This is a genomic window from Streptomyces malachitofuscus (assembly GCF_055571035.1).
In genome coordinates, this window is sequence record NZ_JBVIGA010000025.1 from 6,927 (window position 1) to 32,045 (window position 25,119).

A 25,119-nucleotide genomic window follows, 5' to 3' on the forward strand; every position below is an offset into this window, starting at 1 on the left:
TCCTCGAAGAGATGGGCGCCGCCGGCAACCCCCCTCTGATAACGATCGCCCCCCCCCCCTCCCCCCCCACCCCCCCCCCCCCCCTCCCCACCCCCCCCCCCCCCCCCCCCCCACCCCCCCCCCCCCCCCCCCCCCCCCGCGCCGGGGCGGCGGGCATGTCCGGGAATACGCTCGTCAGGGACCGCTGCTGTGACTCCTCGGAGGTACCACGATGACGACCACGGACGACGACCGGCGCTACCGCATCGAGCACGACTCCATGGGGGAGGTGAAGGTACCGGCCGACGCCAAGTGGCGTGCGCAGACCCAGCGCGCCGTGGAGAACTTCCCGGTCTCCGGGCAGCGGCTGGAGCGGGCCCACATCGAGGCGCTGGCCCGCATCAAGGGCGCAGCGGCCAAGGTGAACGCGCGGCTCGGGGTGCTGGACAAGGACATCGCCGAAGCGATCCAGGAGGCGGCCGGCGAGGTCGCCGAGGGCCGGTGGGACGAGCACTTCCCGGTGGACGTGTTCCAGACCGGGTCGGGGACCTCGTCCAACATGAACACCAACGAGGTCGTCGCCACCCTCGCCACCGAGCGGCTGGGACGGGACGTGCACCCGAACGACCACGTCAACGCCTCCCAGTCGTCCAACGACGTCTTCCCCTCGTCCCTCCACATCGCCGCCACCGCCGCCGTCACCCGTGATCTGATCCCGGCCCTCGACCACCTCGCCGCCTCCCTCGAACGCAAGGCGGAGGAGTTCGCCGACGTGGTGAAGTCCGGGCGGACCCATCTGATGGACGCCACGCCCGTGACGCTGGGCCAGGAGTTCGGCGGGTACGCGGCCCAGGTGCGGTACGGGATCGAGCGGCTGAACGCCTCCCTGCCGCGCCTGGCCGAGCTGCCGCTGGGCGGCACCGCCGTCGGCACCGGCATCAACACCCCGCCCGGGTTCTCCGCCGCCGTGATCGAGGAGGTCGCCCGCGCCACGGGACTGCCGCTGACCGAGGCGCGCGACCACTTCGAGGCGCAGGGCGCCCGGGACGGCGTCGTGGAGACCAGCGGGCAGCTGCGGACCATCGCCGTCGGACTGACGAAGATCGCGAACGATCTGCGGTGGATGGCGTCGGGCCCCCGCACCGGGCTCGCGGAGATCGGCCTCCCCGATCTCCAGCCCGGCTCCTCGATCATGCCCGGCAAGGTCAACCCGGTGGTCCCGGAGGCCGTGCTGATGGTCTGCGCCCAGGTCACCGGCAACGACGCGACCGTCGCCGCCGCCGGCGCCTCGGGCAACTTCGAGCTCAACGTGATGCTTCCGGTCATCGCGAAGAACGTGCTGGAGTCGGTGCGGCTGCTGGCCAACGTCTCCCGCCTGCTCGCCGACCGCACCGTCGACGGGATCGTCGCCCACCGGGAGCGGGCCCGCGAGTACGCCGAGTCCTCGCCGTCCGTGGTCACCCCGCTCAACAAGTACATCGGCTACGAGGAGGCCGCGAAGGTCGCCAAGAAGTCCCTGGCCGAACGGAAGACCATCCGGCAGGTGGTCCTGGAGGGCGGCTACGTCGAGCGCGGCGACCTCACCGTCGAGCAGCTCGACGAGGCGCTGGACGTCCTGCGGATGACGCACCCGTGAAGCCCCGTGTCCCGGGCGAGAACCGTGACGGGCGCCGCAGCGTCGTATGCCCGGGGCACCTAAAATCCGCTCATGGCAGAGGGTGGAGCGATGAAGCGCGAGGAAGCGGGGCGAGCGGACGGCCACTGGGCGCCCGGGACACAGATCCTGTGGCGTTACCGCGAGAACGGCGGCGCGCGCATTCACATCGCGCGCCCCGTCACGGTCGTACGCGACGACTCGCAGCTGCTCGCCGTGTGGATGGCGCCCGGCACCGAGTGCGTGAAGCCGGTGCTCGCCGACGGCACGCCCGTGCACCAGGAGCCGCTCGCCACCCGGTACACCAGGCCGCGCACGGTGCAGCGGGGCCGCTGGTTCGGCACCGGTGTGCTGAAACTGGCCCGGCCCGGCGACCCCTGGTCGGTGTGGCTGTTCTGGGAGCCGGGCTGGCGGTTCAAGAACTGGTACGTGAACCTGGAGCAGCCGCTGGCCCGTTGGGCGGGCGGGGTGGACTCCGAGGACCACTTCCTGGACATCTCCGTGCACCCGGACCGCGGCTGGCACTGGCGGGACGAGGACGAGTTCGCGCAGGCACAGCGGGACGGTCTGGTGGACTCCGCGCTGGCCGGAAGGGTGCGCGAGGCCGGGCGGGCGGCGATCGGGGTGATCGACGCCTGGGGGCCGCCGTTCTCGGACGGCTGGGAGAACTGGCGCCCCGATCCGTCCTGGACGGTACCGTCACTGCCACAGGACTGGGACCGCACTTCCGCGCATGTGTCCTCGTGAGACCCTTGCTGCGCCCCCGGGCGGGAAACGTAGGATCGTCGTCCGCAAGGGCGCGGGAAACAACTACCGGAGCGCGCGCTGGGCTTGACCAAACGTCACCGAGGGGCGGCAGGACGTGAGCGAGGGGTACGGAAACACCGGTACCGGCCGAGGACGGTCAGCCGGCGGCGCAGGAACAACCTCTGACCACACGCGAAATCCGTTCCGGGGGCACGTATTCCGGGTATCGGAGTTTCGGCGGGACGAACCGCGCGCACGGCGTGCGCCGGACGGATGGACTCGACACGCGTGACGGAGCAGCCGACCTCCTTCGAGCGCCCGCAGCCGGGCGTGGACCCCGCGGATCCCCGCGGGGCACTCCTGCGTACCCCGCCACCGGCCCGCGTGCCGGGCACCGGGGCCGCCTTACCGGTACAGGGCCGTTCCGGCGACGAACCACCCGCGCCCGGGGCGTCCCCGGGCTCCCCGGGTGCCACCACGCCGGGCACGGTGACACCGGACGGCACCGGCCGGGACCCGGCGGACGGACCGGCCTCGGAGCATTCCCAGCCGGGCGCCGGACAGGGCGCCGAACCGGACACGCACCGCCCGCGTCCCGTGCCGGAGGGCATCCCGGTGCAGCCGGCCGCGGGGCAGGACCGGACGGCACCGGCGCAGGCACCCGACGGGAAGGAACGCCGCACCGGGCAGCAGACGCAGCCCGGGCGGCCGACGCCGATGCGGCGGGACGGCGACCGGCTGCGGTTCGTCGGTGCGGCCACCCGGCGGATCGCCCGCGGCATCGACCTGGACGAGATCGTGATGGGGCTGTGCCGGGCCACCGTGCCCACCTTCTCCGACGCGATCCTGGTCTATCTGCGCGATCCGCTGCCGGTCGGCGACGAGCGGCCCACGGGCCCGCTGGTGCTGCGGCTGCGCCGCACCGACCGGATACCGGCCGAGCGGGACACCGAGGGCGGGTTCGCGCCGGTCGCCGCCCCGCCGGAGCCGTCCGAACTGGACTCGGTCGGCGAGGAGCTGTGCACGGTACGGCCGGGCAGCGCGCTCGCCGAGGTGCTGCGCGGGGTGCGGCCGGTGTTCACGGACGCGCCGGCCGCCCGTGCCGCGCTGCCCGAACTGCTCGGCGACGACGGCGCGTCGGCGGTCCCGGACGGACAGCGGGCGATCCTCGCGCCGCTGCGCGGCCGGCGCCGGGTGATCGGCGCGGCACTGTTCCTGCGCCGTCCCGAGCGTATCCCGTTCGAGGCCGACGACCTGCTGGTCGCCGCCCAGCTCGCCACGCACAGCGCCCTCGGCATCGACAAGGCGGTGCTGTACGGGCGGGAGGCGTACATCGCGGACGAGCTGCAGCGCACGATGCTGCCGGAGAACCTGCCGCGCTGCACCGGGGTGCGGCTCGCCTCGCGCTACCTCCCGGCCGCGGAGACCGCCCGGGTCGGCGGCGACTGGTACGACGCGATCCCGCTGCCGGGCAGCCGGGTGGCGCTGGTGGTCGGTGACGTGATGGGCCACTCCATGACCTCGGCGGCGATCATGGGCCAGCTGCGCACCACCGCGCAGACCCTGGCCGGTCTCGACCTGCCGCCGCAGGAGGTGCTGCACCACCTCGACGAGCAGGCGCAGCGGCTCGGCGTGGACCGCATGGCGACCTGTCTGTACGCGGTGTACGACCCGGTCTCGCACCGCATCACCATCGCCAACGCCGGTCATCCGCCGCCGATCCTGCTGGAGCTGGGCGGCCGGGCCGAGGTGCTGCGGGTGCCCGCGGGCGCCCCGATCGGCGTGGGCGGGGTGGACTTCGAGGCCGTGGAGCTGGACGCGCCCGCCGGTGCGACCCTGCTGCTGTACACCGACGGCCTGGTGGAGTCCCGGCTGCGGGACGTGTGGACCGGTATCGAGCAGCTGCGCGAGAAGCTCGCCGCGACCGCGCAGCTGACCGGCCCGGACCATCCGCCGCCGCTGGAGGCGCTGTGCGACGAGGTGCTGGACATGCTCGGCCCGGGCGACCGGGACGACGACATCGCGCTGCTGGCCGCCCGCTTCGACGGGATCGCGCCGAGCGATGTGGCGTACTGGTTCCTGGAGCCGGAGGACGCCGCCCCCGGGCGGGCCCGCCGGCTGGCCCGGCGGGCGCTGTCCCGCTGGGGCATGGAGGAGCTGAGCGACTCGGTGGAGTTGCTGGTCAGCGAGGTGGTGACGAACGCCGTGCGGTACGCGACGCGGCCGGTCACGCTGCGGCTGCTGCGCACCGACGTGCTGCGCTGCGAGGTCGGTGACGACGTGCCGCAGCTGCCCCGGCTGCGGCAGGCGCGCGCCACGGACGAGGGCGGGCGCGGGCTGTATCTGGTGAACCGGCTGGCCCGGCGCTGGGGTGCGACCCGGCTGAGCACGGGCAAGGTGGTGTGGTTCGAGCTGAACCGCGGCTGAGCCGTCGTACGACAGGAGGGGCGCCCGGTGACCGCACCGGGCGCCCCTCCTGTCGTACCTGCTACTGGTTGCCGTCGAACTGCGGGTCGCCCGGGTCGTCCGGGTCTCCCGGGATGCCGAAGGTCGGCGAGTTCGAGGGCGTCTTCGTCGGCGGCGGGGTCGTCGGCGGCTGGGTCGGCGGCTGCGAGGTCGGCGGCGCGGAGGAGGTCTCCGGGGGCGCCTGGGTGGTGGGCTCCCGGGTCGTGGGCTCCTGGCTCGGGGTCTTCGAGGGCGTCTGCGACGGGGACGGCGACCTGGTCGGCCTCACGGCCGCGCCCTGTTCGGTGTCCAGGTCGAACTTGGCGACCTCGTCCATGATGCCGAAGGTGTACGCCGCCCAGATCTGCGCGGGCGGCCCACCGCCGTTGATGCGGTCCTCGCCGAGGGCTCCGTACATCTTCACGTGCCGGTGCGGGGGCTTGTCGTCCTCGCCGAACAGTCCGACGGAGGTCACCAGACCGGGTGTGAAGCCGGTGAACCAGGCCGAGATGTTGTCGTCGGAGGTACCGGTCTTGCCGGCGACCTGCTGGCCGTCGCGCAGCGGGTTGTCCCGCACCGCCTTCTGGGCCGTACCGTCGTCGACCACGCCGGTCAGTACGGAGGTCACGGTGTCGGCGGTCTGCCGGCTGATGACCTGTTCGCCGACCGCGTCGGGCATGGTGACCGTGCGGCTGCGGTGCTCCGCGGACTTGATGATCGTCGGGGTGGTCTTCTTGCCGTGGTTGTCGAGGGTGGCGTAGACCCCGGCCATGTGCAGCGGGCTGGCGCCCATCGAGCCCAGGGTCTGGGCGGGCACGGCCTCGAGGCCCTCGACGTCCATGCCGAGGTTGCCCGCGGTCTCCATCACCTTGTCCATGCCGACGTCGACGCCCATCTGCGCGAAGACGGAGTTGACGGACTTGTTCATCGCCGTCTGGACGGTGATGTCGCCGTAGTTCTGGTCGTCCTCGTTCTCGGGGGCGAAGCCGACCTTCTTGCCGTTGTCGACGACCGGGCGCTCGCTGGTGCCGTCATAGAGGGTGTTGGCCGTGATCGGCTGCCCGTCCTGGGTCTCGGACTGCTCCTCGAGGGCGGCGGCCAGGATCACCGGCTTGAAGGTGGACGCGGGCTGGTAGTCCTTGCGGGTGGCGTTGTTGGTGAAGTGCTTCAGGTAGTCCACGCCGCCGTACATGGCGACGACCGCGCCGTTCTTCGGGTTCACGGAGACGGCCCCGGCCTGGACGTCGGCGTCGACCTTGCGTTCCTTCGGGTCGAGCTTGCCGGTGAGCTGGGTCTTGACCGCCTTCTCCAGCGCGGTCTGCTTCTTCTTGTCGATGTTGAGGGTGACGGTCCAGCCGCCGGCGTCGACGAGCGCGTCCGCCTGCTTGGCGTCCTCCGCCGTGCCGTCGGCGACGAGCTGCCTCTTCAGCTCGTTGTTGGCGGCATACACCAGGTAGCCGGTCTGGCCGGCCATGCCCGGGTCGCCCTTGGGTTCCTCGGGCACGGGGAACTTCATGCCGGAGCGCTCGGACCGCTTCAGCCAGCCCTCCTCGACCATGTTGTCCAGGACGTAGTTCCAGCGCGCCTTGACCAGCTTCCTGCTGTTCTCGGAGGCGACCGCCCAGTCGTACTGGCTCGGCGCCTGGAGCAGCGCGGCGAGATAGGCGCCCTGTTCGACCGAGAGGTCCTCGGCGTCGACGCGGTAGTAGGCCTGCGCGGCGGCCTGGATCCCGTAGGCGTTGCGGCCGTAGTAGCTGGTGTTGATGTACCCGGCGAGGATGTAGTCCTTGGACTTCTCCCGGTCCAGCTTCAGGGAGATGACCAGTTCCTTCAGCTTGCGGGTGACGGTCTGTTCCTGCGTCAGGTAGTAGTTCTTCACGTACTGCTGGGTGATCGTCGAACCGCCCTGCGCGCCCTTGCCGGTGAGCGTGTTGAACACACCGCGCGTGGTGCCCTTGATGTCGACGCCGGAGTCCTTGTAGAAGGTCTTGTTCTCGGCGGCGACGAAGGTGCGCTGCACCGGCTTGGGGATCTGCGCCAGGTCGACGACCTCACGGTTGACCTCGCCGTCGCGGGCCATGATCGAGCCGTCGCTGTACTTGTAGATGTTGCTCTGCCGCTTGGCGTCGGCGTTCCCCTCGGGGATGTCGATCACCATGTAGAGCACGATGAAGGCGCCCATGCCGAGCAGGCAGAGGCCGAAGAAGGTACCGACGATCTTCTTCCAGGTGAAGAGGCGGCGTATGCCGGTGCGGCCGGCCGCACCCGACGAGCGGCCCTTGGGTGCCGCACGGCGCCCACCGCGCTGTCGTGCGCGTCTTTCTTCCGCTCGTCCCATACGCCCGTTCCGCTCCGCTTCGTTCATGTGTGCTCGACTGCCACACAGGTTCGCCGCTCAGGTCAGCTCAGAAAGCTAACACCGGGAGCTATGACAAAGGACTGCCGATCCGGCCTTTACGGACGTGACAATCAGCACCCGCCCCAAAGGAACCGACGTGCGAGAGGTGTGTGAGGTTGCCGGGATCGGGTAATCTGATATCACTTAGATAGGCAGGCGCTGGCCGCACGGGACCCGTGCGGCCAGCGCACGGAGAAACGGGGGATCACCCATGTCCACGCACGACACCCAGACCACACAGGTCACCGCCGATGTGCCCGAGATGCCGGCCCCGCGCGTACGGGAGTCCGTGGCGCACAGCATCGGCGGTGGTCTTGCGCTGTTCCTCGGACTGGTCGGACTGCTCTTCGGCGCGGGCCTGATCATCTCCGCCACGGCGGTCTCCGCGGCCGGCGGCAAGGCGGCCCTGATCATCGGCGGCATCCTGGTCGCGATCGCCGCGTTCCTCGCGATGTGCGGGCTGAACATGGTGGCGCCGGGCGAGGCCCGGGTGGTGCAGCTCTTCGGCCGCTACCGGGGCACGATCCGCCAGGACGGCCTGCGCTGGGTGAACCCCTTCACCTCACGCACCAAGATCTCCACGCGCGTGCGCAACCACGAGACCGCCGTACTGAAGGTGAACGACGCCTACGGCAACCCGATCGAGCTGGCCGCGGTCGTGGTGTGGCGGGTGGAGGACACCGCACAGGCCACCTTCGAGGTGGACGACTACGTCGAGTTCGTCTCCACCCAGACCGAGGCGGCCGTGCGGCACATCGCCATCGAGTACCCCTACGACGCCCATGACGAGGACGGCCTCTCGCTGCGCGGCAACGCCGAGGAGATCACCGAGAAGCTCGCCGTCGAACTGCACGCGCGCGTGGAGGCGGCCGGCGTGCAGATCATCGAGTCCCGCTTCACGCACCTCGCCTACGCCCCCGAGATCGCCTCGGCGATGCTCCAGCGGCAGCAGGCGGGCGCGGTCGTGGCGGCGCGGCAGCAGATCGTGGAGGGCGCCGTGGGCATGGTCGAGTCGGCGCTGACCCGGATCGCCGAGCAGGACATCGTGGAGCTGGACCCGGAACGGAAGGCGGCGATGGTGTCCAACCTGATGGTGGTGCTGTGCGGCGACCGGTCGGCGCAGCCGGTCCTCAACACCGGGACGCTCTACCAGTGACGGCCTCGTCCGGGGGCCCGGCCCCCCAGGGTCGGCCGCAGCGCAAGCAGGTGCTGCTGCGGCTCGACCCGTCGGTGTACGAGGCTCTGGCGCGCTGGGCCAACGACGAACTGCGCTCGGCGAACGCGCAGATCGAGTTCCTCCTGCGGCGCGCGCTGGCGGAGGCGGGGCGGCTGCCCGGGGACACCGGGCCGATGCCCCGCCGCGGGCGGCCGCCCGGGGACTCCGCACGGCCTCGGTAGCAGAACCGTGACAATCGGCCCCCACCTGGGCTCTCCCACACCCCGCCATGATCTGCACACTCCGCGTATACATGCCGCGTATACACGCTGTGTAGAGTGCTCCGCATGTCCATCGGTCACACCCTCCTGGGGCTCCTGGAGTCCGGCCCGCGCCACGGTTACGACCTGAAGCGGGCCTTCGACGAGAAGTTCGGTCACGACCGGCCGCTGCACTACGGCCAGGTCTACTCGACGATGTCCCGCCTGCTGAAGAACGGGCTCGTCGAAGTCGACGGCATCGAGGCCGGCGGCGGCCCCGAGCGGAAGCGGTACGCGATCACCGAGGCCGGCATCACCGATGTCGAGCGCTGGCTCGCCACGCCGGAGAAGCCGGAGCCGTACCTCCAGTCGACGCTCTACACCAAGGTCGTCCTGGCGCTGCTCACCAGCCGCGACGCGGCCGACATCCTCGACACGCAGCGCTCGGAGCACCTGCGCGGCATGCGGATCCTCACCGACCGCAAGCGCAAGGGCGACCTCGCCGACCAGCTCATCTGCGACCACGCCCTGTTCCACCTCGAGGCCGATCTGCGCTGGCTGGAGCTGACCGCGGCGCGTCTCGACAAGCTCCGTGCGGAGGTGACCCGATGACCGCGTCCCCTCCCCCCGGCTCGCTGCTCACGGCCCAGGACCTGCGCAAGGTCTACGGCCCGACCACCGCGCTCGACGGCGCCGGGTTCTCCATCCACCCCGGTGAGGTCGTCGCCGTGATGGGGCCCTCCGGCTCGGGCAAGTCGACGCTGCTGCACTGCCTCGCCGGGATCGTCACGCCCGACTCCGGCTCGATCCTCTACAACGGGCGTGAGCTGACCACCATGAGCGACGCCGAGCGCAGCGCGCTGCGGCGCTCGGAGTTCGGCTTCGTCTTCCAGTTCGGGCAGCTCGTGCCGGAACTCACCTGCGTGGAGAACGTCGCCCTGCCGCTGCGGCTGAACGGCACGCCCCGCAAGGAGGCCGAGCGGGCCGCGCTCACCTGGATGGAGCGCCTCGAGGTCGACGACGTCCGCAAGAAGCGGCCCGGCGAGGTGTCCGGCGGCCAGGGCCAGCGGGTCGCCGTGGCACGGTCGCTGGTCACCGGCCCCCGGGTGCTGTTCGCCGACGAGCCGACCGGCGCCCTGGACTCCCTCAACGGCGAGCGGGTCATGGAACTGCTCACCGAGGCCGCCCGGTCCGCCAACGCCGCCGTCGTCCTCGTCACGCACGAGGCGCGGGTGGCCGCGTACTCCGACCGCGAGATCGTCGTACGCGACGGCAGGTCCCGGGACATGGAGCGCGTCGTATGAGTGCGCGTCAGTGGGGGCGCGACCTCGGCATGGGCATGCGGTTCGCCTTCGCCGGCGGACGCGAGGGGTGGATCCGGGCGCTGCTCACCGCCGTCGGGGTCGGGCTGGGCGTGGCGCTGCTGCTGCTCACCACCGCCCTGCCCGGTGCGCTGGCGGAGCGCGACCGGCGGGGGGAGGCCCGCCTCAACCACTCCTACGGCGAGTTCATCGAGGCCCCGGCCGACGACACCCTCATGATCGCGGACACCAACACCGAGTTCGGCCAACAGGACATCCGCGGCCGTCTGTTGGAACCGGAAGGCGACCGGGCCCCGCTGCCCCCCGGTCTGCGGGAGTTCCCGGCGCCCGGTGACATGGTGGTCTCCCCCGCGCTGAAGGAGCTCCTCGACTCGGACGGCGGCGCGCTGCTGCGCGAGCGGCTGGCGTACGACGTCGTGGGGACGATCGGTGAGCAGGGGCTGATCGGCTCGCAGGAGCTCGCCTACTACGCGGGCGCCGAGGGCCTCGCGGAACGGATGGGCGACGGGACGGTCGGCCGTATCGACTCCTTCGGGGACCCGAACCCGACCAAGGAGGAGGCGGACCCGGTCCTCGTGCTGCTCGTCCTGGTCGTGTTCGTGGTGCTGCTGATGCCGGTCGCCGTGTTCATCGCCGCGGCGGTGCGGTTCGGCGGCGAACGGCGCGACCGCAGGCTGGCCGCGCTGCGGCTGGTCGGCTCCGACGGCGGCATGACCCGGCGGATCGCCGCGGGCGAGGCGCTCGGCGGGGCGCTGCTGGGTCTGGTGTTCGGCACCGGGTTCTTCCTGGCGGGACGCGAACTCGCGGCCTCCTTCGAGGTGTTCGACATCAGCGTCTTCCCGAGCTACCTGAACCCCTCGCCGCTGCTGGCGCTGCTGGTCGCGGTGGCGGTCCCGGGGGCCGCGGTGCTGGTGACCCTGCTGGCGCTGCGCGGGGTGGTCATCGAACCGCTGGGCGTGGTGCGCACGGCACGGCCCGCCCGCCGCCGGCTCTGGTGGCGGCTGCTGCTGCCGGTCGCCGGGCTCGGCATGCTGGCCCCCATGCTCGGCCAGGGCCGGGAGAACGGGGACTTCAACGGGTACCTGGTCACCGGCGGTGTCATGTGCCTGCTCGTCGGGGTCACGGCGCTGCTCCCCTGGATCGTGGAGACGGTCGTCGCCCGGCTCGGCTCGGGCAGTGTGTCCTGGCAGCTGGCGGTGCGCCGCCTGCAGCTGAGCAGCGGCGCGGCGGCGCGCATGGTCAACGGCATCGCGGTGGCCGTGGCCGGCGCGATCGCGCTGCAGATGCTGTTCGCCGGGGTCGAGGGCGACTACACCAAGGACACCGGCTTCGACGTGTCGCGGGCGCAGATGCAGGTACGGGTGCCGGAGGGCGCGGAACTCGCCGCGGCCACCGCGAAGCTCGAGGAGACCAAGGGCGTCCGCGAGGTCTACGCGCTGTCCGAGGGCTACCTCGGCGACCGGTCCTGGGCGAAGGAGCCGCAGCGCTCGGCCGAACTGACCATCGGCGACTGCGCGACCCTGCGCGAGGTGGCGAAGCTCCCCTCCTGCGAGGACGGTGACGTCTTCGCGCTCCGGGGCGGCGAGTACGACACCGACACCCCGTCGCTGAGCAGGCCGGGCCAGAAGCTGTACCTGGAGCTGCGCACCACCCCGGACGAGTCGGAGGACGTCGTCTGGACCCTCCCCGGGACGCTGAAGGAGGCCGACTCCGTCGAGGACCCGACCGGGACGAAGCGCGGCGGCTTCCTGATGACGCCGGCCGCGGTACCCGCGGACGTGGCGAAGGCGGTCAGGGGCGAGCTGTACCTGGCGATCGACGACTCGGTGCCCGACGCCCGCGAGCACGTGCGCAACGCGGCGGCCGCGATCGACCCGCTGTCCGATCCGACGACATGGTCCGCCACCGAGCGCGCCGATCGCTTCGACGCCATCCGCACGGGGCTGTTCGTCGGTGCCGCCGCCGTCCTGGCGCTGATCGGGGCGAGCCTGCTGGTCTCCCAGCTGGAGCAGCTGCGCGAACGCCGCAAGCTGCTGTCGGCCCTGATCGCCTTCGGCACCCGGCGGCGCACGCTGAGCCTGTCGGTGCTGTGGCAGACGGCGATCCCGATCGGCCTGGGCCTGCTGCTCGCCTCGACGGTGGGAATGGCCCTGGGCGCGGTGCTGCTGCGGATGACCTCGACGCCGGTGAGCGTGGACTGGCCGAGCGTCCTGCAGATGACCGGCATCGGCGCGGGCGTGGTCCTCGTGGTGACCGTGCTGAGCCTGCCCCCGCTGCTGCGCATGATGCGCCCCGACGGGCTGCGCACGGAGTAGGTCCGCCGACGGTGCGGACTCAGTCCCCGACGGTCCGCACCGGGAGGTCCCGCATCGCCTCGCGCAGGGCCACCGCCAACTGCTCGTACTCCGCCGCCCTCGCCGCGCCCGTGCGCATGGCGAGGGCGATGCGTCGGGTGGGAGCGGGATCGGTGAAGCAGGCGGTGAGCAGCCGGCTGGAGCGGCTGGTCTCGACGTCGACGGCGGTGCGCGGGAGCAGCGTCACCCCGAGGCCGCCCGCCACCAGCTGCACCAGCGTGGACAGTCCGGCCGCCGTGGTGGTGGCCGGCACGCCCCCGCGGCCCGCCTCACGGCAGATGTCCAGGGCCTGGTCGCGCAGGCAGTGCCCCTCGTCGAGCAGCAGCAGGTTCAGCTCGCGCAGCACCTCCCGGGGGATGCCCTGCCGACCGCCGAGCCGGTGACCGAGCGGGGTGACCAGAACGAAGTCCTCGTCGAACAGGGGAAGTTCGGTCACCCCCGGCACGCCGAGGGGCACGGCGAGCAGCAGCAGGTCGAGCCGCCCGCCGGCCAGCCCCTCCAGCAGGTTCGCGGTCTGCTCCTCGTGCACCTGGAGGTCGAGGTGCGGATAGCGGTCGTGCACCAGCCGCAGGACCGTCGGCAGCAGATAGGGCGCGACGGTCGGGATCACACCGAGGCGCAGCGCCCCGGTGAACGGCGCCCGCAGCGCGTCCGCCTCCTCCATCAGCGCGCCGACCTCCGCCAGTACGCCCTTGGCGCGGACGGCGAGCCGCTCGCCGGCCGGCGAGAGCAGCACCTTGCGCGTCGTACGCTCCACGAGGGTGACACCCAGTGTCTCCTCGAGCGCCGAAACGGCCCCCGACAGCGCCGGCTGGCTCATCCCCATCGCCGCGGCAGCGTCCCGGAAGTGCAGATGCTCGGCCACGGCGGCGAACGCCCGAAGCTGCGCGAGGCTGGGCTGCCTGCGCCTATTACCCACGGTCACTAATAGGTCCCTCCGATCAACACGACCGAGTGTAGCTATTTCACTAATCAATGCACCCTGTGCCAACATCAACAAGGTCCAACCCATGGGAAACACCCACACAATGGGTGTTTCTTCGCTGCAAGGAGAGCCTGTGCTCACTGTCGGTGACAAGTTCCCCGAGTTCGAACTGACCGCCTGCGTCTCGCTGGAGAAGGGCAAGGAGTTCGAGACGATCAACCACAAGACCTACGAGGGCAAGTGGAAGATCGTGTTCGCGTGGCCCAAGGACTTCACCTTCGTGTGCCCGACCGAGATCGCCGCCTTCGGCAAGCTGAACGACGAGTTCGCCGACCGTGACGCCCAGGTCCTCGGCTTCTCCGGTGACTCCGAGTTCGTTCACCACGCCTGGCGCAAGGACCACGACGACCTGCGTGACCTGCCGTTCCCGATGATGGCGGACTCCAAGCACGAGCTGATGCGCGACCTGGGCATCGAGGGCGAGGACGGCTTCGCCAAGCGCGCCGTGTTCATCGTGGACCAGAACAACGAGATCCAGTTCTCCATGGTGACCGCCGGCTCCGTCGGCCGTAACCCCAAGGAGGTCCTGCGGGTTCTGGACGCCCTGCAGACCGACGAGCTCTGCCCGTGCAACTGGAGCAAGGGCGACGAGACCCTGGACCCGGTCGCGCTGCTGGCCGGGGAGTGAACTGACATGTCCCTCGACTCCTTGAAGTCCCGCATACCGGACTACGCCAAGGACCTGAAGCTCAACCTGGGCTCGGTCATCGGCAACTCCGACCTGCCGGCCCAGCAGCTGTGGGGCACGGTGCTGTCGACGGCGATCGCCTCGCGCTCGGCGATCGTGCTGCGCGAGCTGGAGCCGGAGGCGAAGGCGAACCTGTCGCCGGAGGCGTACACGGCCGCGAAGGCCGCCGCCGCGGTGATGGCGATGAACAACGTGTTCTACCGCACCCGTCACCTGCTGTCGGACCACGAGTACGGCAACCTGCGGGCCGGTCTGCGGATGAACGTCATCGGCAACCCGGGTGTCGACAAGGTCGACTTCGAGTTCTGGTCGTTCGCGGTCTCCGCGATCAACGGCTGCGGGATGTGCCTCGACTCGCACGAGCAGGTGCTGCGCAAGGCGGGCGTGGAGCGTGAGGCGGTGCAGGAGGCGTTCAAGATCGCGGCAGTGATCCAGGCGGTCGCCGCGACCCTGGACGCGGAAGCAGTCCTCGCGGAGTAGCTCCGCCTTCACCCCTCGGGCCCGCCCACCCTTCCAGTGGGCGGGCCCGACCCGTACTCCGGCATCCCCGCGCACCCCGCTCACCGCGCACCGCGCACCCCGCCGTCTCTGCGGGCAGTCCTGCCGCAGGGCGCGCCCCACCCCCTGCCGCGCCGCCGCCTCCGCGGGCAGTCGTGCCGCAGGGCGGCACGGGTGGGCGCGACGGCACCCCGTTGACGCCGGGCTGCGTGACACCCCCCGGCCACGGCAACACTGCTCGCGGCGCCGGCCAGGTGCCGCTGCGCCCACCCGTGCCGCCCCAGCGGCACGACTGCCCGCAGCTGCGGCGGCGATGGGATGCGGCCCGCCGCCGAAGGGACCGGGTGGGGTCGGAGCGTGCGGCTCGCGGGCTAGTCCTCGTCGGGGAGGGGGCGCTGCTCAGCCGCAGTCTCCGGGTGCGGGGCCGGCGGCTGCGGGGCGTCCGGGGCGGACAGCGCCGTGGCGCCACGCGGCCGGGGCGCCTGGAGCACCGCCGTCTCCTGCGCGTACGCACGGAGGTAGCCGACCACCGTGTTCGTGACCGCGACCAGCGGCACGGCCACCACCGCACCCCCGATCCCGGCCACCATGCCGCCGGAGGCGACCGCCAGCACCACCGCCAGCGGATGGACCCGGACCGCGCGGCCCAGGATGAACGGCTGGAGGATGTGCCCCTCGATCTGCTGCACCGCCAGCACCACCACCAGCACCATGACGCCCGTGAACACGCCCTGGGTGACGAGCCCGACGACCACCGCCAGCGCTCCCGACACCACCGCACCCACGAGCGGGATGAACGAGAACAGGAAGATGAAGACGGCGAGCGGCACCGCCATCGGCACATCGAGGAAGTAGATGCCGAGGCCGATGAAGATGGCGTCGATCAGAGCCACTATCACCGTGCCGCGCACATACGCCGTCAGCGTCCGCCACGCCGCCGGACCGGCACCGGCGACACCCGGACGGGCCGCTGCGGGCACGAGCTTGAGCGACCACTCCCAGATCCGCTTGCCGTCGTAGAGCAGGAACAGCGTCGAGAAGACCGCCAGCAGTATGCCGGTGAGTGCCTCGACGACCACCGTCACGCCCTCCAGGCCCGCCGAGGTGATCTGCTCGGTGTTGGCCCCGACCGCCTCCCGCAGATTCTTGGCGATCTCGTTGATCTGCTTGTCGGTGACGTGGAAGGGGCTGTTGAGCAGCCAGTTGCGCAGTTCGTCGATGCCGTCCTGGATCTGGCTGGAGAGATTGTCGATGTTCTCCATGATCTGCCAGGTCACGAACCAGCCGATGAGGCCGATCACCACGAACCCGAACAGCGCCGTCAGCGCCGTGGCCGGGCCGCGCGGCACGCCGACCCGCCTCAGCCGGGCCACCGTCGGCTGGAGCAGCGCGGTGATCAGCAGCGAGGCCACGAACGCCAGCACCACCAGCTGTACGGCGCTGATGACCCGCATGAGCACCCAGACCGTGCCGGCCAGCACCAGCAGCCGCCAGCCGGCCTCGGCGGCGACCCGTACGCCCCAGGGCACGGCCTGCGCCGGGTCCGGACGGACCGGGACGGCGACGTACTCGGCCGGCGGCGGCGCCTGGTCGGGGCGCGGGCCGGCCTCCCGTCCGGTGTCCTCGTCGTCGGGCCGGTCCTCCCGCGTCACCTGGGCGCGGCGTTCCTCCAACCGCTTGCTGACCTCGGTCAGTCCGGCTCCGACCCGGCCCAGCCATCCTGGCACTCGCGACATGATCCGTCCTCTTCCCCCGTCTTTCCCCACCACTCCCCCTGGAGTCATCGGTCAGACCGTACATGGCGAAAGCCCCGCACCGTAGGACGGTTCGGGGCTGTGCCGGGGTTGAGCGAGGGGCGGGGTCAGGGGCGCCCCGGTCCGGTCAGTACCAGTGGTTGGCCTGCCAGAAGTTCCATGCGCCGCAGGGGCTGCCGTAACGGCCGTCCATGTAGCCCAGACCCCACTTGATCTGGGTGGCGGGGTTCGTCGCCCAGTCGGCTCCGGCGGAGGCCATCTTGGAGCCCGGGAGGGCCTGCACCAGTCCGTAGGCGTCGGAGGTGGGGTTGTCGGCCCGGTAGTTCCAGCTCGACTCGCGCTCCACGATGTTGCTGAAGCACTGGAACTGGTCCGCCGGGACGATCTGCCGGGCCATCGCCTGGACCTCGGCGACGGTGTAGGACGCCTGGACGGGGAAGCTCGACGCGTCGCGGACGGCGGAACGGCTGGCGGCGGCCTTGGCCTCCGCGCGCTCCTTGGCCTCCTGCTCCGCCTTCTCGGCCGCTTCCTTCTTCTTGGCGACCGCGGTCTCGGCGGCTGCCTTGCGGGCGGCCTCCTCCGCGTCCTTCTTGGCGCTCGCGTCCGCCGCGATGGCCATCGTTTCGGCCTGCTGCGTCAGGGACGCGGTCTGCACCTGGGCCTGCTGGCCCGCGGGAATGTCCGCGAGCAGCGTGGTGCCGCTTGCCGTCGCTTCGGCGTCGTTGTTCTGCGCGGTGCTGCCCGAGGCAACGCCGACGACGCTTCCGACAGCGGTGACCGCCGTGGCCGAGGCCACTGCGAATCCCCGGACCGAGATCCGGCTCACACGGTTTCCTTCCAGCATCGCCCGCTTCGGTGACCCTCGCGGACGCAATCGTGCCCCTGACACTGGCCTCCCCAACTTCGGGTCACGGGAGGCACGGGCCCGGTGGGCAACTCCCACGAGAGGAGCGCCGCGTGGTGCTCGGGCGGCATACGACGACGCTATGGAGTTGAAACGGGTCCTGCTGTGGTGCCGCACCGCTGGGGGTACAGCTGTGTCGTATGCGGGGCCTGACAGGAGTGAGACTCTGCCGTAACCCGGCGGCGCAAGGCAATTCTCCGTTGCGTGTGAAAGCTCACATCCCGTTTGGCCCCAGTGATTGCCGGAAAGCCGCACGCACGCCGACGCCGCCCGGCTAGGCTCTACGCCTTTCCGGACGGCGCCAACTACTGCGTAACCGACCCTTGTTGGAATTCGAGGGTCAGATCTGCCCGTCCTCGAGCATTTCGGTCACAAGGGCGGCGATCTGGGACCTCTCGGACCGCGTCAGGGTGACGTGCGCGAAGAGCGGATGTCCCTTCAGTTTCTCCACGACGGCGACCACACCGTCGTACCTGCCGACCCTCAGATTGTCCCGCTGGGCGACATCGTGGGTCAGAACGACCCGCGAATTGGCCCCGATCCGGGACAGAACGGTCAGCAGGACGTTCCGTTCCAGCGACTGCGCCTCGTCCACGATCACGAACGCGTCGTGCAGCGAGCGGCCCCGGATGTGGGTGAGCGGCAGGACCTCCAGCATGCCGCGCGCGGTCACCTCCTCGATGACCTCCCGGCTGGTGACGGCCGACAGGGTGTCGAACACCGCCTGGGCCCAGGGGCTCATCTTCTCCGCCTCGGAACCGGGCAGATAGCCGAGCTCCTGCCCGCCCACCGCGTACAGCGGGCGGAAGACCATCACCTTCTGGTGCTGCCGGCGCTCCAGGACCGCCTCGAGGCCCGCGCACAGCGCCAGCGCCGACTTGCCGGTGCCGGCCCGGCCGCCCATGGACACGATCCCGACGTCCGGATCGAGCAGCAGGTCGAGCGCGATGCGCTGCTCGGCACTGCGGCCCTTGATGCCGAACGCCTCCCGGTCGCCGCGCACCAGCCGCACGTTGCCCTCGGCGGTGACCCGCCCCAGCGCCTTGCCGCGCTCGGACTGGATGGTCAGGCCGGTGTGCACGGGGAGGTCGGACGCCTCGGGCACATACACGTGCCCCTCCTCGAAGAGGATGTCCACCTGCTCGCCGGGCAGCGTCAGTTCGGACATTCCGGTCCAGCCGGAGGAGTCCGTGATGGCGAGTTCGGCCCGGTACTCCTCGGCGAGGAGACCCACGGAGGACGCCTTGATCCTGAGCGGAAGGTCCTTCGACACCACGGTGACGTCGAACCCCTCGGCCTGCAGATTGCGGGCGACCGCGAGGATGCGGGAGTCGTTGTCCCCCAGGCGGTAGCCGCTGGGCAGCACGCTGGGGTCCGAGTGGTTGAGCTCGACCCGCACGGTTCCGCCGAGGTCCCCGGTCGGAATGGGGGCGTCGAGGCGGCCGTACCGCACCCGGTAGTCGTCCAGCAGACGGAGCGCCTGCCGGGCGAAATAGCCGAGTTCGGGATGGTTCCGCTTGGCCTCCAGTTCCGTCACCACGACGATGGGGAGCACGACCTCGTGCTCGTCGAAGCGGTTCAGGGCGCCTGGGTCGGCCAGCAGGACGCTGGTGTCGAGAACATAGGTGCGCCGGTCTGGCTTGTGGCGCTGTGCGCTGGTCACCACGGAAGGACGTACCCCCTCGGATGAGGTCGGGGAGCGACGGAGCGGAGCTGGACCGGTCGACGGCCCCTCTGCACAGCGGGCCGAGAACCGGCCCTCCGCTGCTTCGTCCGTGCCGTGACCGCACGGTCGGGCTGCTGCAAAAGGGCCTCCCGGGCGGACGGCTTCCGTGCCGCCCGCTGAGATCCGACACCCGTGGTTCGGGTGTCGACCTGCCTGGCTTATTCCCTCGAACGGGCACGGCCATGCCACGGCATATGACGGCGGGCCGGTGAACGGTGGGTGACCAGTGGTACGGGAGGCGGGAAAGCCGCGGCCGTACGGGCCCCGTGCGGTGCCGTTCAGCCGCCGTAGCGTCGGCCGCGAGCGGCGTAGTCGCGCAGCGCCCGCAGGAAGTCGACCTTGCGGAAGGCCGGCCAGAAGACCTCGCAGAAGTAGTACTCCGAATGCGCGGTCTGCCAGAGCATGAATCCGGACAGCCGCTGTTCCCCGCTGGTGCGGATCACGAGGTCCGGGTCGGGCTGGGCCCGGGTGTAGAGGTGACGTCCGATCATGTCGACGTCGACGGCCTCGGCGAGCTCCTCCATGGAGGTGCCCTTCTCGTGGGCGTCGACGAGCATGGAGCGCACCGCGTCGGCGATCTCCTGCCGACCGCCGTATCCGATGGCGACGTTGACCACTATTCCCGTGATGTGCGCGGTGGCCTCCTCGGCCTCCTTCAGGGTGGTCTGCATCCCGGACGGCAGCAGGTCGGGCGTGCCCACGTGGTGGACCCGCCAGCGTCCGTCGGCGGCGAGGCTGCGCACCACGTCCTCGATGATGCCGAGGAGCGGGACGAGTTCCTCCTTCGGCCGGTCGAAGTTGTCCGTCGACAGCAGCCAGAGGGTGACGACCTCGACGTCCGTCTCGCTGCACCAGCCGAGGAACTCCTCGATCTTGTCCGCGCCGGCCCGGTGGCCGTGGACGGTGCTGGAACCCGCGGCCTTCGCCCAGCGGCGGTTGCCATCCATGATGACGCCGATGTGCTTGGGCACCTGAGCGGTGTCCAGGTGGCCTTCCACCCGGCGCGCGTACAGCCTGACCAGCAGGCTCCGCAGCTTGTCGCGCAGGTTCACGTGATCGTCAGCCCCTCCGTGCGGATCGGACAGGCGCGCGGCACCCCGCCGCGTCGCGCGGCAAGCGGCCCGGTCTCGGCCGCGGGCGGTACCTGTCCGTATGGCGGTCCCCGAAGGCGAAGCGTACCCCCGCCGGGGCGGGGGTCCCCAAAGTCCGCAGTGGTGCGTTTGTCAGCTGTGTTGCGGCGGCACGCCGTTTGCGCGCCGGCGCCGGAACCACTGCCCCGCCGAGCCCTGGCTGAGCAGGACGATGACGGCGATGGCGGTGCCGAGCGGCAGGATCCCCAGCGGAATGCCCTGGGCCGTGGCGCTCAGCGCGAACAGGATCTGCACGGACGCCAGCACGATGGACGTCACACGGACGCCGTTGCCCGCCTTCGGGTACTGGAACGCCAGGATGAACAGCACGACGGTCATCAGATACGTGCTGAAGAACCGCCCCGACGACTCGGGCCCGGCGGCGACGGCGACCAGGACGGTGAGCAGAACGCCGAGCCCGAACGTCGCGAAGATCACGATCTGGGCGGCACGCACCGGGCCGGGCATGGCCAGGGGCTGGGAAGGGTCGTAGTACGGCGGGGTGCCGGCCCAGCCATAGGGGTGGACGCCGGGCTGGGGATGCTGCGGATAGGGACCGGGCGGGGCGAAGGCGCCGGGCTGCTGCGGGTGGGGCTGCTGCGTTCCCGGGGCCGGCGGGGTGCCGTAGGGGCCGGGCGGCGTGCCGTACTGGCCGTACGCGGCGGGAGGGCCGTACTGGCCCGCGGGGCCCGGCGGGCCGGGAGGCTGCTGCTGGGGTGGCGTCGGCTGCTCGTTCGACATGCCTGGACTCTAGCCAGGGGGTGCCGGGGGACGGCACGGCCCGGGGCGCCAAGAAAAACGGGCCGGTCCGTGGGGGGGAGACGGACCGGCCCGAGGGGGGGTTTCCACCATAACCCTTCGTAAGTGATGCTGCGCGCATCGGCGGGCCACAACTACTCTCCGGAATCGGCCGGCGACGCTCGAACGGCCCAGGAAAGCGCCCTCCATGGCCTTCACGTGGCCGAAACACGGCCACATCCTGGGGAAAAAGAGGTGTTGGGGGGACTGTGTGCAGGTTGTGGCGGCGACGCCGCATCATCAGCGCCACTCTTCCGGTCGTCCCCCTGACGGGTGACCCCGGGGGTGCCGTCCGCTTGACCCGGCGGCGGCGTTCTCGGCCGCCGAGCACGGCACCGCGCAGCCCCCTCCACTGCGCGGTGCCACCCCGCGCAGCTTTGCTTGCGCGAATCGCATTGGTCCGAACCTATGCGATCCCCTGCTGCGGAGGCCAGTCGCGGCCGATAACAATGCGAAAACTCGCTCAGCGCACCTTGCGGACCTCGAGGAGATGCCGGCTGCTGTGCGCCACGAACGCGCCCTCGGCCTCGATCCGCTCGTGCAGGGCGCGCAGCCGCGGCCGGTACGCCTCGACGGTGAAGCCCGGAACCATCCAGATCACCTTGCGCAGGAAGTGCACGACTGCGGCGATGTCGTGGAACTCCATGCGCAGCCGTTCGGCCCGCACGTCGACGGTCTCCAGACCGGCGGCCTCGGCCGCGCGGCGCTCCCGGTCGGGGTGGCGTGCCTCCCGCTGCTCCTCGGGCTGCGGTCCGAGGAAGAACTCGACGAGTTCGTAGGCGCTGGCCGGCCCGACGTGCTGCGCGAGATACGTACCGCCGGGGCTCAGCACCCGCGCGATCTCGTTCCAGTGGGCCCGCACCGGGTGCCGGCTGACGACCAGGTCGAAGGTCCCGTCGGCGAAGGGCAGCGGCGCGTCCTCGGGGGAGGCGACGACGGCGACACCGCGGGGCCGGAGCAGCTCCGTCGCCTTGGCGACGTTGGGCGGCCAGCCCTCGGTGGCGGCGGTGAGCACCGGACTCCGGGCGGCCCGGGCGAGGGCGAAGTCCAGGACCTCCCCTCCCCCGGTCTGGATGTCGAGCGCGGCCGCGGCACCGGCCAGCCGTCCGGCCATCGCCGTGGCGTACCCCCACGAGGGCCGGGCCTCGGTGGCCCGTCCCTCGAACCAGGAGAAGTCCCACCCTTCGGTGGGCACGGAGGCGCCTTCGGCGAGAAGTTCCTCGAAGGTGCGCGTCTGCCGGCCGGACATGCACCGACCCTGCACGACCAGGACCCCGCCTGTCGCGCGTTTATTCGGTGCGCGCCGCCTCGCCGCTACGGCACCAGCGGCCGTACCTCCTCCGCCACGAACCGCACGAAGCCCTCGGGGTCGGGCTCGTCACCGGTCGGCTGGAGGATGACCGAGTCGGCCCCGGCACCGGCCAGCCGCCGCACCGCCTCCGCCACGGCGGCGGCGTCCCCGGCCACCCCGAGATCCGCCTGTCCGCCCACCCCCTCGGCGACCAGTTCGGACCGCAGCCGCTCGTCGGCTCCGTCCCCGGTGGCGGCGAGCAGATAAACAACAACCTTGTGGGGCGTACCGGTCCGTCCCGCCGCGGCCCGCCCCTCCTCGATGAGCCGACGCGCATGCCGGACCCCGTCGGGGGAGGTACTGGCGGTGAGGATGGTCCCGTCGGCGGCCTCACCGGTGAGCCGGACGGTGCGGGGCCCGGTGGCTCCGGCGAGGATCTCGACCGGTCCCTCCGGCGGCCAGTCGAGGGCGACGTCGTCGAGCATGACGTACCGCCCCTCGGTCGTGGCCCGCTCCCCGCCCAGCAGGGCACGCAGCGCGGTCAGATGCTCCCGCAGCAGGGTGACCGGCGACTCGACCCGCGCCCCGACCTGCCCCATCCAGTCCTGCACCCCGTGGCCGACCCCGAGGACCACCCGCCCGGGGAACATCCGGTGCAGGCTCGCCGCCTCCATCGCCGTGACGGCGACGTTCCGCAACGGCACGGGAAGCAGCCCGACCCCCACCCGCACCCGCACCGTCCACGCCAGCGCGGCGGCGCCCGTCGAGATCCCGCCCTCCCGGAAACAGTCCTCCCACAGCCAGAGTTCCTCGAGCCCGCTCTCGTCCGCGGTCCGCGCGACGGATCGAAGCCTCTCGGGAGCGAGCTGGGGACGGAAGACGGCGCCAAGTGTGGTCATGGGCACTTCCTACCCGACCTCAGCGGTTGACGGCCTGGATTTCCTGGGCCACGACCTCCTGCGTGGCACCGAACTCGCCGTCCGGGAGGTCACCGCCCGCGCCGCCGGAGCCGGTCCAGTGGCTCTCCCGGGTCACCGTGGCCTGGAGCGGAAACGTGCCGTCGCCCGAGGACCGCAGGTACTTCACCCCGCACGGCGGAGTCTCGTCCGCCTTGCCCTTCGCGTACGGCTCGCCGATACGGCCGCCGTCGATCTCGCAGACGCCGGATGCCGGGTAGGTCTCGGCGTCCGGGGTGCCCGGCTCGATCTTCAGCGACACCGGCTCCGCCGTGGCGGTCGCCTCGATGCCGATCTCCGGGGCGGACGCGGTGACCGAGACCGGCGTGAACTCCGCGCCGTCCAGCCGAGCCCACGTCGGAAGGTTCACCTTGGCCGCCTCGGCGGGGGCGAGGGTGACCTCGGTGCCCGGGACGCGGATCTCCGCGTAGGCGAGTTCGGCGAGGACCTCCGGTGTGACCGCGTTCTCGATGTCCGCGGGCGGGGCTTCGCCCTCGTCGACCCAGAAGTAGTCCTTCGTGCAGGAGTCCCAGCCGGGCGGGTAGGTCTCGTCGACGTACGAACCCCACCAGTAGCCCTTGCGGGGCGCCCGCGAGCTCGTCGCCGGCCTTGGCGGAGTCGTCGTCGCTTCCGCACGCGGCCAGCGTCATGGCGGCGGTCAGCGCGAGCGCTGCGAGCAGGGTGGGACGACGGTTCACGGTCGGCTCCCGGTGGGGCGAGGCTTCTCTCGAGCGAACTCACGCTATCCAGCACCCGAGTCACGAGACCAGAGTGAACGGTGTCAACTACTGCTACAACCCGGTCACATCAGGCAGCGGCCGGTCGGTGATCAGCGCGGTGAGCATCATCGGCGCGTCGCCGTCGGACTGGTTGAGGGAGACGGCGGCCCAGCGGGCGCCCGGGGCGGCGGGCACCGGCCCCCAGAGGGTCAGGTCGCCGTTGCAGTCCTTGGCGACGAGGGTGTGGAAGGGCTCCCCCGCCGGACGTCCGAGCAGGGCCGGCCCCATGGTCACCGTCCGGTGTGGCCCCCAGCGGCGGTCCAACTCCCCCACCACCGCGGCCAGGTGTGCCTCCGCCGACGCCTCCGCGTCGTTCCATTCGCGCCCGTACACACCCGTGAGCGCGGCGCTCTCCCAGAGGGGGATCAGCAGGAACCCCTCCCCCCGGGTCGACACCCACTCACCGGTGTCCGCCTCCCCCTCGTCGGCCGTCGGACCGGCTTCCGGAAGGGGAGCGGACAGGGCCGCCTCGACGGCGGAGACCACCCGGCCCGTGTCGAAGGGCTCACCCGCGCGGGCTGTCACAGCGTGGGCCTCTTCATCGGCCGGGGCAGCGGCTCCAGCGCACCGGACTTCTTGAGGGTCTCGTACGCCTCGACGACGGCCCCGGTGTCCCCGGGCGACGCGATGGCGAGGAGGACGCCCCCGTTGGGGAGTCCGACGCGGTCGGCCGTCAGGTCGGCGGGGATACGCGCGGCGCGGCCCGCCGACAGATAGCCGGCCCAGCCCACCGACGGGGTCCCGATCCTGAAGCCCGCCTCCTTCTTCAGGGCGGACGTGACGGCCCGGTCGCTCACGTCCCCGTAGTCCGGCTGCCAGGCCTCCGCGACGACCGTGAGCAGCGCGGCGTCGGGAAACGACGCATCGTCGGGGAAGGTGATCGTGGCGACCAGCGACTGGAGCAGGGAGTCCGGCGTTCCGCCCGCCAGCGCGGCGAGCTCCACCTTCCAGCCGTCGGCGGTGCCGTCGGCCAGCAGACGCAGGGACGTGCCGTTCGCCGCCGCCCAGGGATCGGCCTCCCGGGCCGTACGCAGCGCGCCGAGCAGCGACGACTCGTCCGACCCGATCGTTTGGGCGGGCCCGGCGGTGGGGACGGTGCGCCACTCCCATGCCGGGTGACCGGCCGCCTCACCCGGCCCGCCGGCCGCCTCCGGAAGCAACAGGGCGAACCGGTCCAACGTCGTGCTCCACCGTGCGGCGAGTTCGTCCGCCGACTCCTGCCGGGGGCCCCAGAAGCCCCGCACCACGCGTCGCATGTCCCGTCTTCCCTCTCTCGCACCCACGTCCGCCGTCGC

21 protein-coding genes and 1 pseudogene are annotated in these 25,119 nt (G+C 71.5%); 10 read left to right on the forward strand and 12 right to left on the reverse strand.

The genetic code is table 11. From position 1 onward, the window contains the following. Positions 1–211: 211 nt before the first annotated feature. The 3 genes from ACZ44S_RS30250 (at position 212) to ACZ44S_RS30260 (ending at position 4,807) form a co-directional block, all read left to right on the forward strand. Entirely contained in the window at positions 212–1,615 is a 1,404-nt protein-coding gene (locus ACZ44S_RS30250) for a class II fumarate hydratase (protein ID WP_466934457.1), read from the forward strand. Between the two features lie 72 nt (positions 1,616–1,687). Further along, a complete protein-coding gene (gene fomD / locus ACZ44S_RS30255; protein WP_466934459.1) occupies positions 1,688–2,380 on the forward strand; it encodes a cytidylyl-2-hydroxypropylphosphonate hydrolase in 693 nt (230 codons plus the stop codon). A gap of 273 nt (positions 2,381–2,653) precedes the next feature. Beyond that, positions 2,654–4,807 carry a SpoIIE family protein phosphatase gene (locus ACZ44S_RS30260; RefSeq protein WP_466934461.1) on the forward strand — a complete coding sequence of 718 codons (2,154 nt, stop codon included), beginning with the start codon at positions 2,654–2,656 and terminating at the stop codon, positions 4,805–4,807. Between the two features lie 61 nt (positions 4,808–4,868). Here ACZ44S_RS30260 and ACZ44S_RS30265 read toward each other — a convergent pair whose 3' ends face one another. Beyond that, positions 4,869–7,163, reverse strand: a complete 2,295-nt coding sequence (locus ACZ44S_RS30265) for a transglycosylase domain-containing protein (RefSeq protein ID WP_466934463.1) — start codon at positions 7,161–7,163, stop codon at positions 4,869–4,871. A 271-nt stretch (positions 7,164–7,434) separates the two neighbouring features. Between ACZ44S_RS30265 and ACZ44S_RS30270 the strand changes: the two genes are divergently transcribed. From ACZ44S_RS30270 to ACZ44S_RS30290, 5 genes are all read left to right on the forward strand, one after another. Beyond that, positions 7,435–8,379 (forward strand): SPFH domain-containing protein, encoded by a 945-nt coding sequence (locus ACZ44S_RS30270; RefSeq protein ID WP_466934464.1) that lies wholly within the window; start codon positions 7,435–7,437, stop codon positions 8,377–8,379. Further along, positions 8,325–8,621 carry a type II toxin-antitoxin system antitoxin gene (locus tag ACZ44S_RS30275; protein WP_466934466.1) on the forward strand — a complete coding sequence of 99 codons (297 nt, stop codon included), beginning with the start codon at positions 8,325–8,327 and terminating at the stop codon, positions 8,619–8,621. The genes ACZ44S_RS30270 and ACZ44S_RS30275 overlap by 55 nt, the downstream gene beginning before the upstream one ends. A gap of 105 nt (positions 8,622–8,726) precedes the next feature. Beyond that, the gene (locus ACZ44S_RS30280) at positions 8,727–9,251 is read left to right on the forward strand and encodes a PadR family transcriptional regulator (RefSeq protein ID WP_466934467.1); all 525 of its coding nucleotides are present in this window, start codon (positions 8,727–8,729) and stop codon (positions 9,249–9,251) included. Next, complete coding sequence (locus ACZ44S_RS30285; protein WP_466934469.1) at positions 9,248–9,943, forward strand: ABC transporter ATP-binding protein; 696 nt, start codon at positions 9,248–9,250, stop codon at positions 9,941–9,943. Before ACZ44S_RS30280 ends, ACZ44S_RS30285 begins: the two co-directional genes overlap by 4 nt. Continuing rightward, positions 9,940–12,276, forward strand: a complete 2,337-nt coding sequence (locus ACZ44S_RS30290; RefSeq protein ID WP_466934470.1) for an ABC transporter permease — start codon at positions 9,940–9,942, stop codon at positions 12,274–12,276. The genes ACZ44S_RS30285 and ACZ44S_RS30290 overlap by 4 nt, the downstream gene beginning before the upstream one ends. Before the next feature lie 19 nt (positions 12,277–12,295). Here the strand turns inward: ACZ44S_RS30290 and ACZ44S_RS30295 are convergent, their stop codons facing one another. Further along, positions 12,296–13,240 carry a LysR substrate-binding domain-containing protein gene (locus ACZ44S_RS30295; RefSeq protein WP_466934471.1) on the reverse strand — a complete coding sequence of 315 codons (945 nt, stop codon included), beginning with the start codon at positions 13,238–13,240 and terminating at the stop codon, positions 12,296–12,298. A 133-nt stretch (positions 13,241–13,373) separates the two neighbouring features. Between ACZ44S_RS30295 and ACZ44S_RS30300 the strand changes: the two genes are divergently transcribed. Continuing rightward, entirely contained in the window at positions 13,374–13,928 is a 555-nt protein-coding gene (locus ACZ44S_RS30300) for a peroxiredoxin (protein ID WP_149547415.1), read from the forward strand. A gap of 6 nt (positions 13,929–13,934) precedes the next feature. Further along, positions 13,935–14,468, forward strand: coding sequence for an alkyl hydroperoxide reductase (locus ACZ44S_RS30305; RefSeq protein WP_466934472.1), 534 nt, complete (start codon positions 13,935–13,937; stop codon positions 14,466–14,468). A 389-nt stretch (positions 14,469–14,857) separates the two neighbouring features. On the opposite strand, the gene ACZ44S_RS30310 is transcribed toward ACZ44S_RS30305, so the two are convergent. From ACZ44S_RS30310 to ACZ44S_RS30355, 10 genes and pseudogenes are all read right to left on the reverse strand, one after another. After that, the gene (locus ACZ44S_RS30310) at positions 14,858–16,222 is read right to left on the reverse strand and encodes an AI-2E family transporter (RefSeq protein WP_466934474.1); all 1,365 of its coding nucleotides are present in this window, start codon (positions 16,220–16,222) and stop codon (positions 14,858–14,860) included. A 145-nt stretch (positions 16,223–16,367) separates the two neighbouring features. Continuing rightward, positions 16,368–17,066 carry an aggregation-promoting factor C-terminal-like domain-containing protein gene (locus tag ACZ44S_RS30315; protein ID WP_466934475.1) on the reverse strand — a complete coding sequence of 233 codons (699 nt, stop codon included), beginning with the start codon at positions 17,064–17,066 and terminating at the stop codon, positions 16,368–16,370. A 418-nt stretch (positions 17,067–17,484) separates the two neighbouring features. Then, a complete protein-coding gene (locus ACZ44S_RS30320) occupies positions 17,485–18,810 on the reverse strand; it encodes a PhoH family protein (RefSeq protein WP_466934477.1) in 1,326 nt (441 codons plus the stop codon). 338 nt (positions 18,811–19,148) lie between these two features. Continuing rightward, positions 19,149–19,922 (reverse strand): isoprenyl transferase, encoded by a 774-nt coding sequence (locus ACZ44S_RS30325; RefSeq protein WP_466934479.1) that lies wholly within the window; start codon positions 19,920–19,922, stop codon positions 19,149–19,151. Positions 19,923–20,093: 171 nt separating this feature from the next. After that, positions 20,094–20,741 carry a hypothetical protein gene (locus ACZ44S_RS30330; protein ID WP_466934481.1) on the reverse strand — a complete coding sequence of 216 codons (648 nt, stop codon included), beginning with the start codon at positions 20,739–20,741 and terminating at the stop codon, positions 20,094–20,096. 520 nt (positions 20,742–21,261) lie between these two features. Continuing rightward, entirely contained in the window at positions 21,262–22,047 is a 786-nt protein-coding gene (locus ACZ44S_RS30335; protein ID WP_466934483.1) for a class I SAM-dependent methyltransferase, read from the reverse strand. 65 nt (positions 22,048–22,112) lie between these two features. Next, positions 22,113–22,988, reverse strand: coding sequence for an LLM class flavin-dependent oxidoreductase (locus ACZ44S_RS30340; RefSeq protein WP_466934485.1), 876 nt, complete (start codon positions 22,986–22,988; stop codon positions 22,113–22,115). Positions 22,989–23,007: 19 nt separating this feature from the next. Next, positions 23,008–23,625: pseudogene (locus tag ACZ44S_RS30345) on the reverse strand (hypothetical protein); the annotation flags it as partial. 211 nt (positions 23,626–23,836) lie between these two features. After that, entirely contained in the window at positions 23,837–24,349 is a 513-nt protein-coding gene (locus ACZ44S_RS30350) for a hypothetical protein (RefSeq protein WP_466934486.1), read from the reverse strand. Continuing rightward, positions 24,346–25,080 carry a hypothetical protein gene (locus ACZ44S_RS30355; RefSeq protein WP_466934488.1) on the reverse strand — a complete coding sequence of 245 codons (735 nt, stop codon included), beginning with the start codon at positions 25,078–25,080 and terminating at the stop codon, positions 24,346–24,348. Before ACZ44S_RS30355 ends, ACZ44S_RS30350 begins: the two co-directional genes overlap by 4 nt. Positions 25,081–25,119 lie beyond the last annotated feature (39 nt).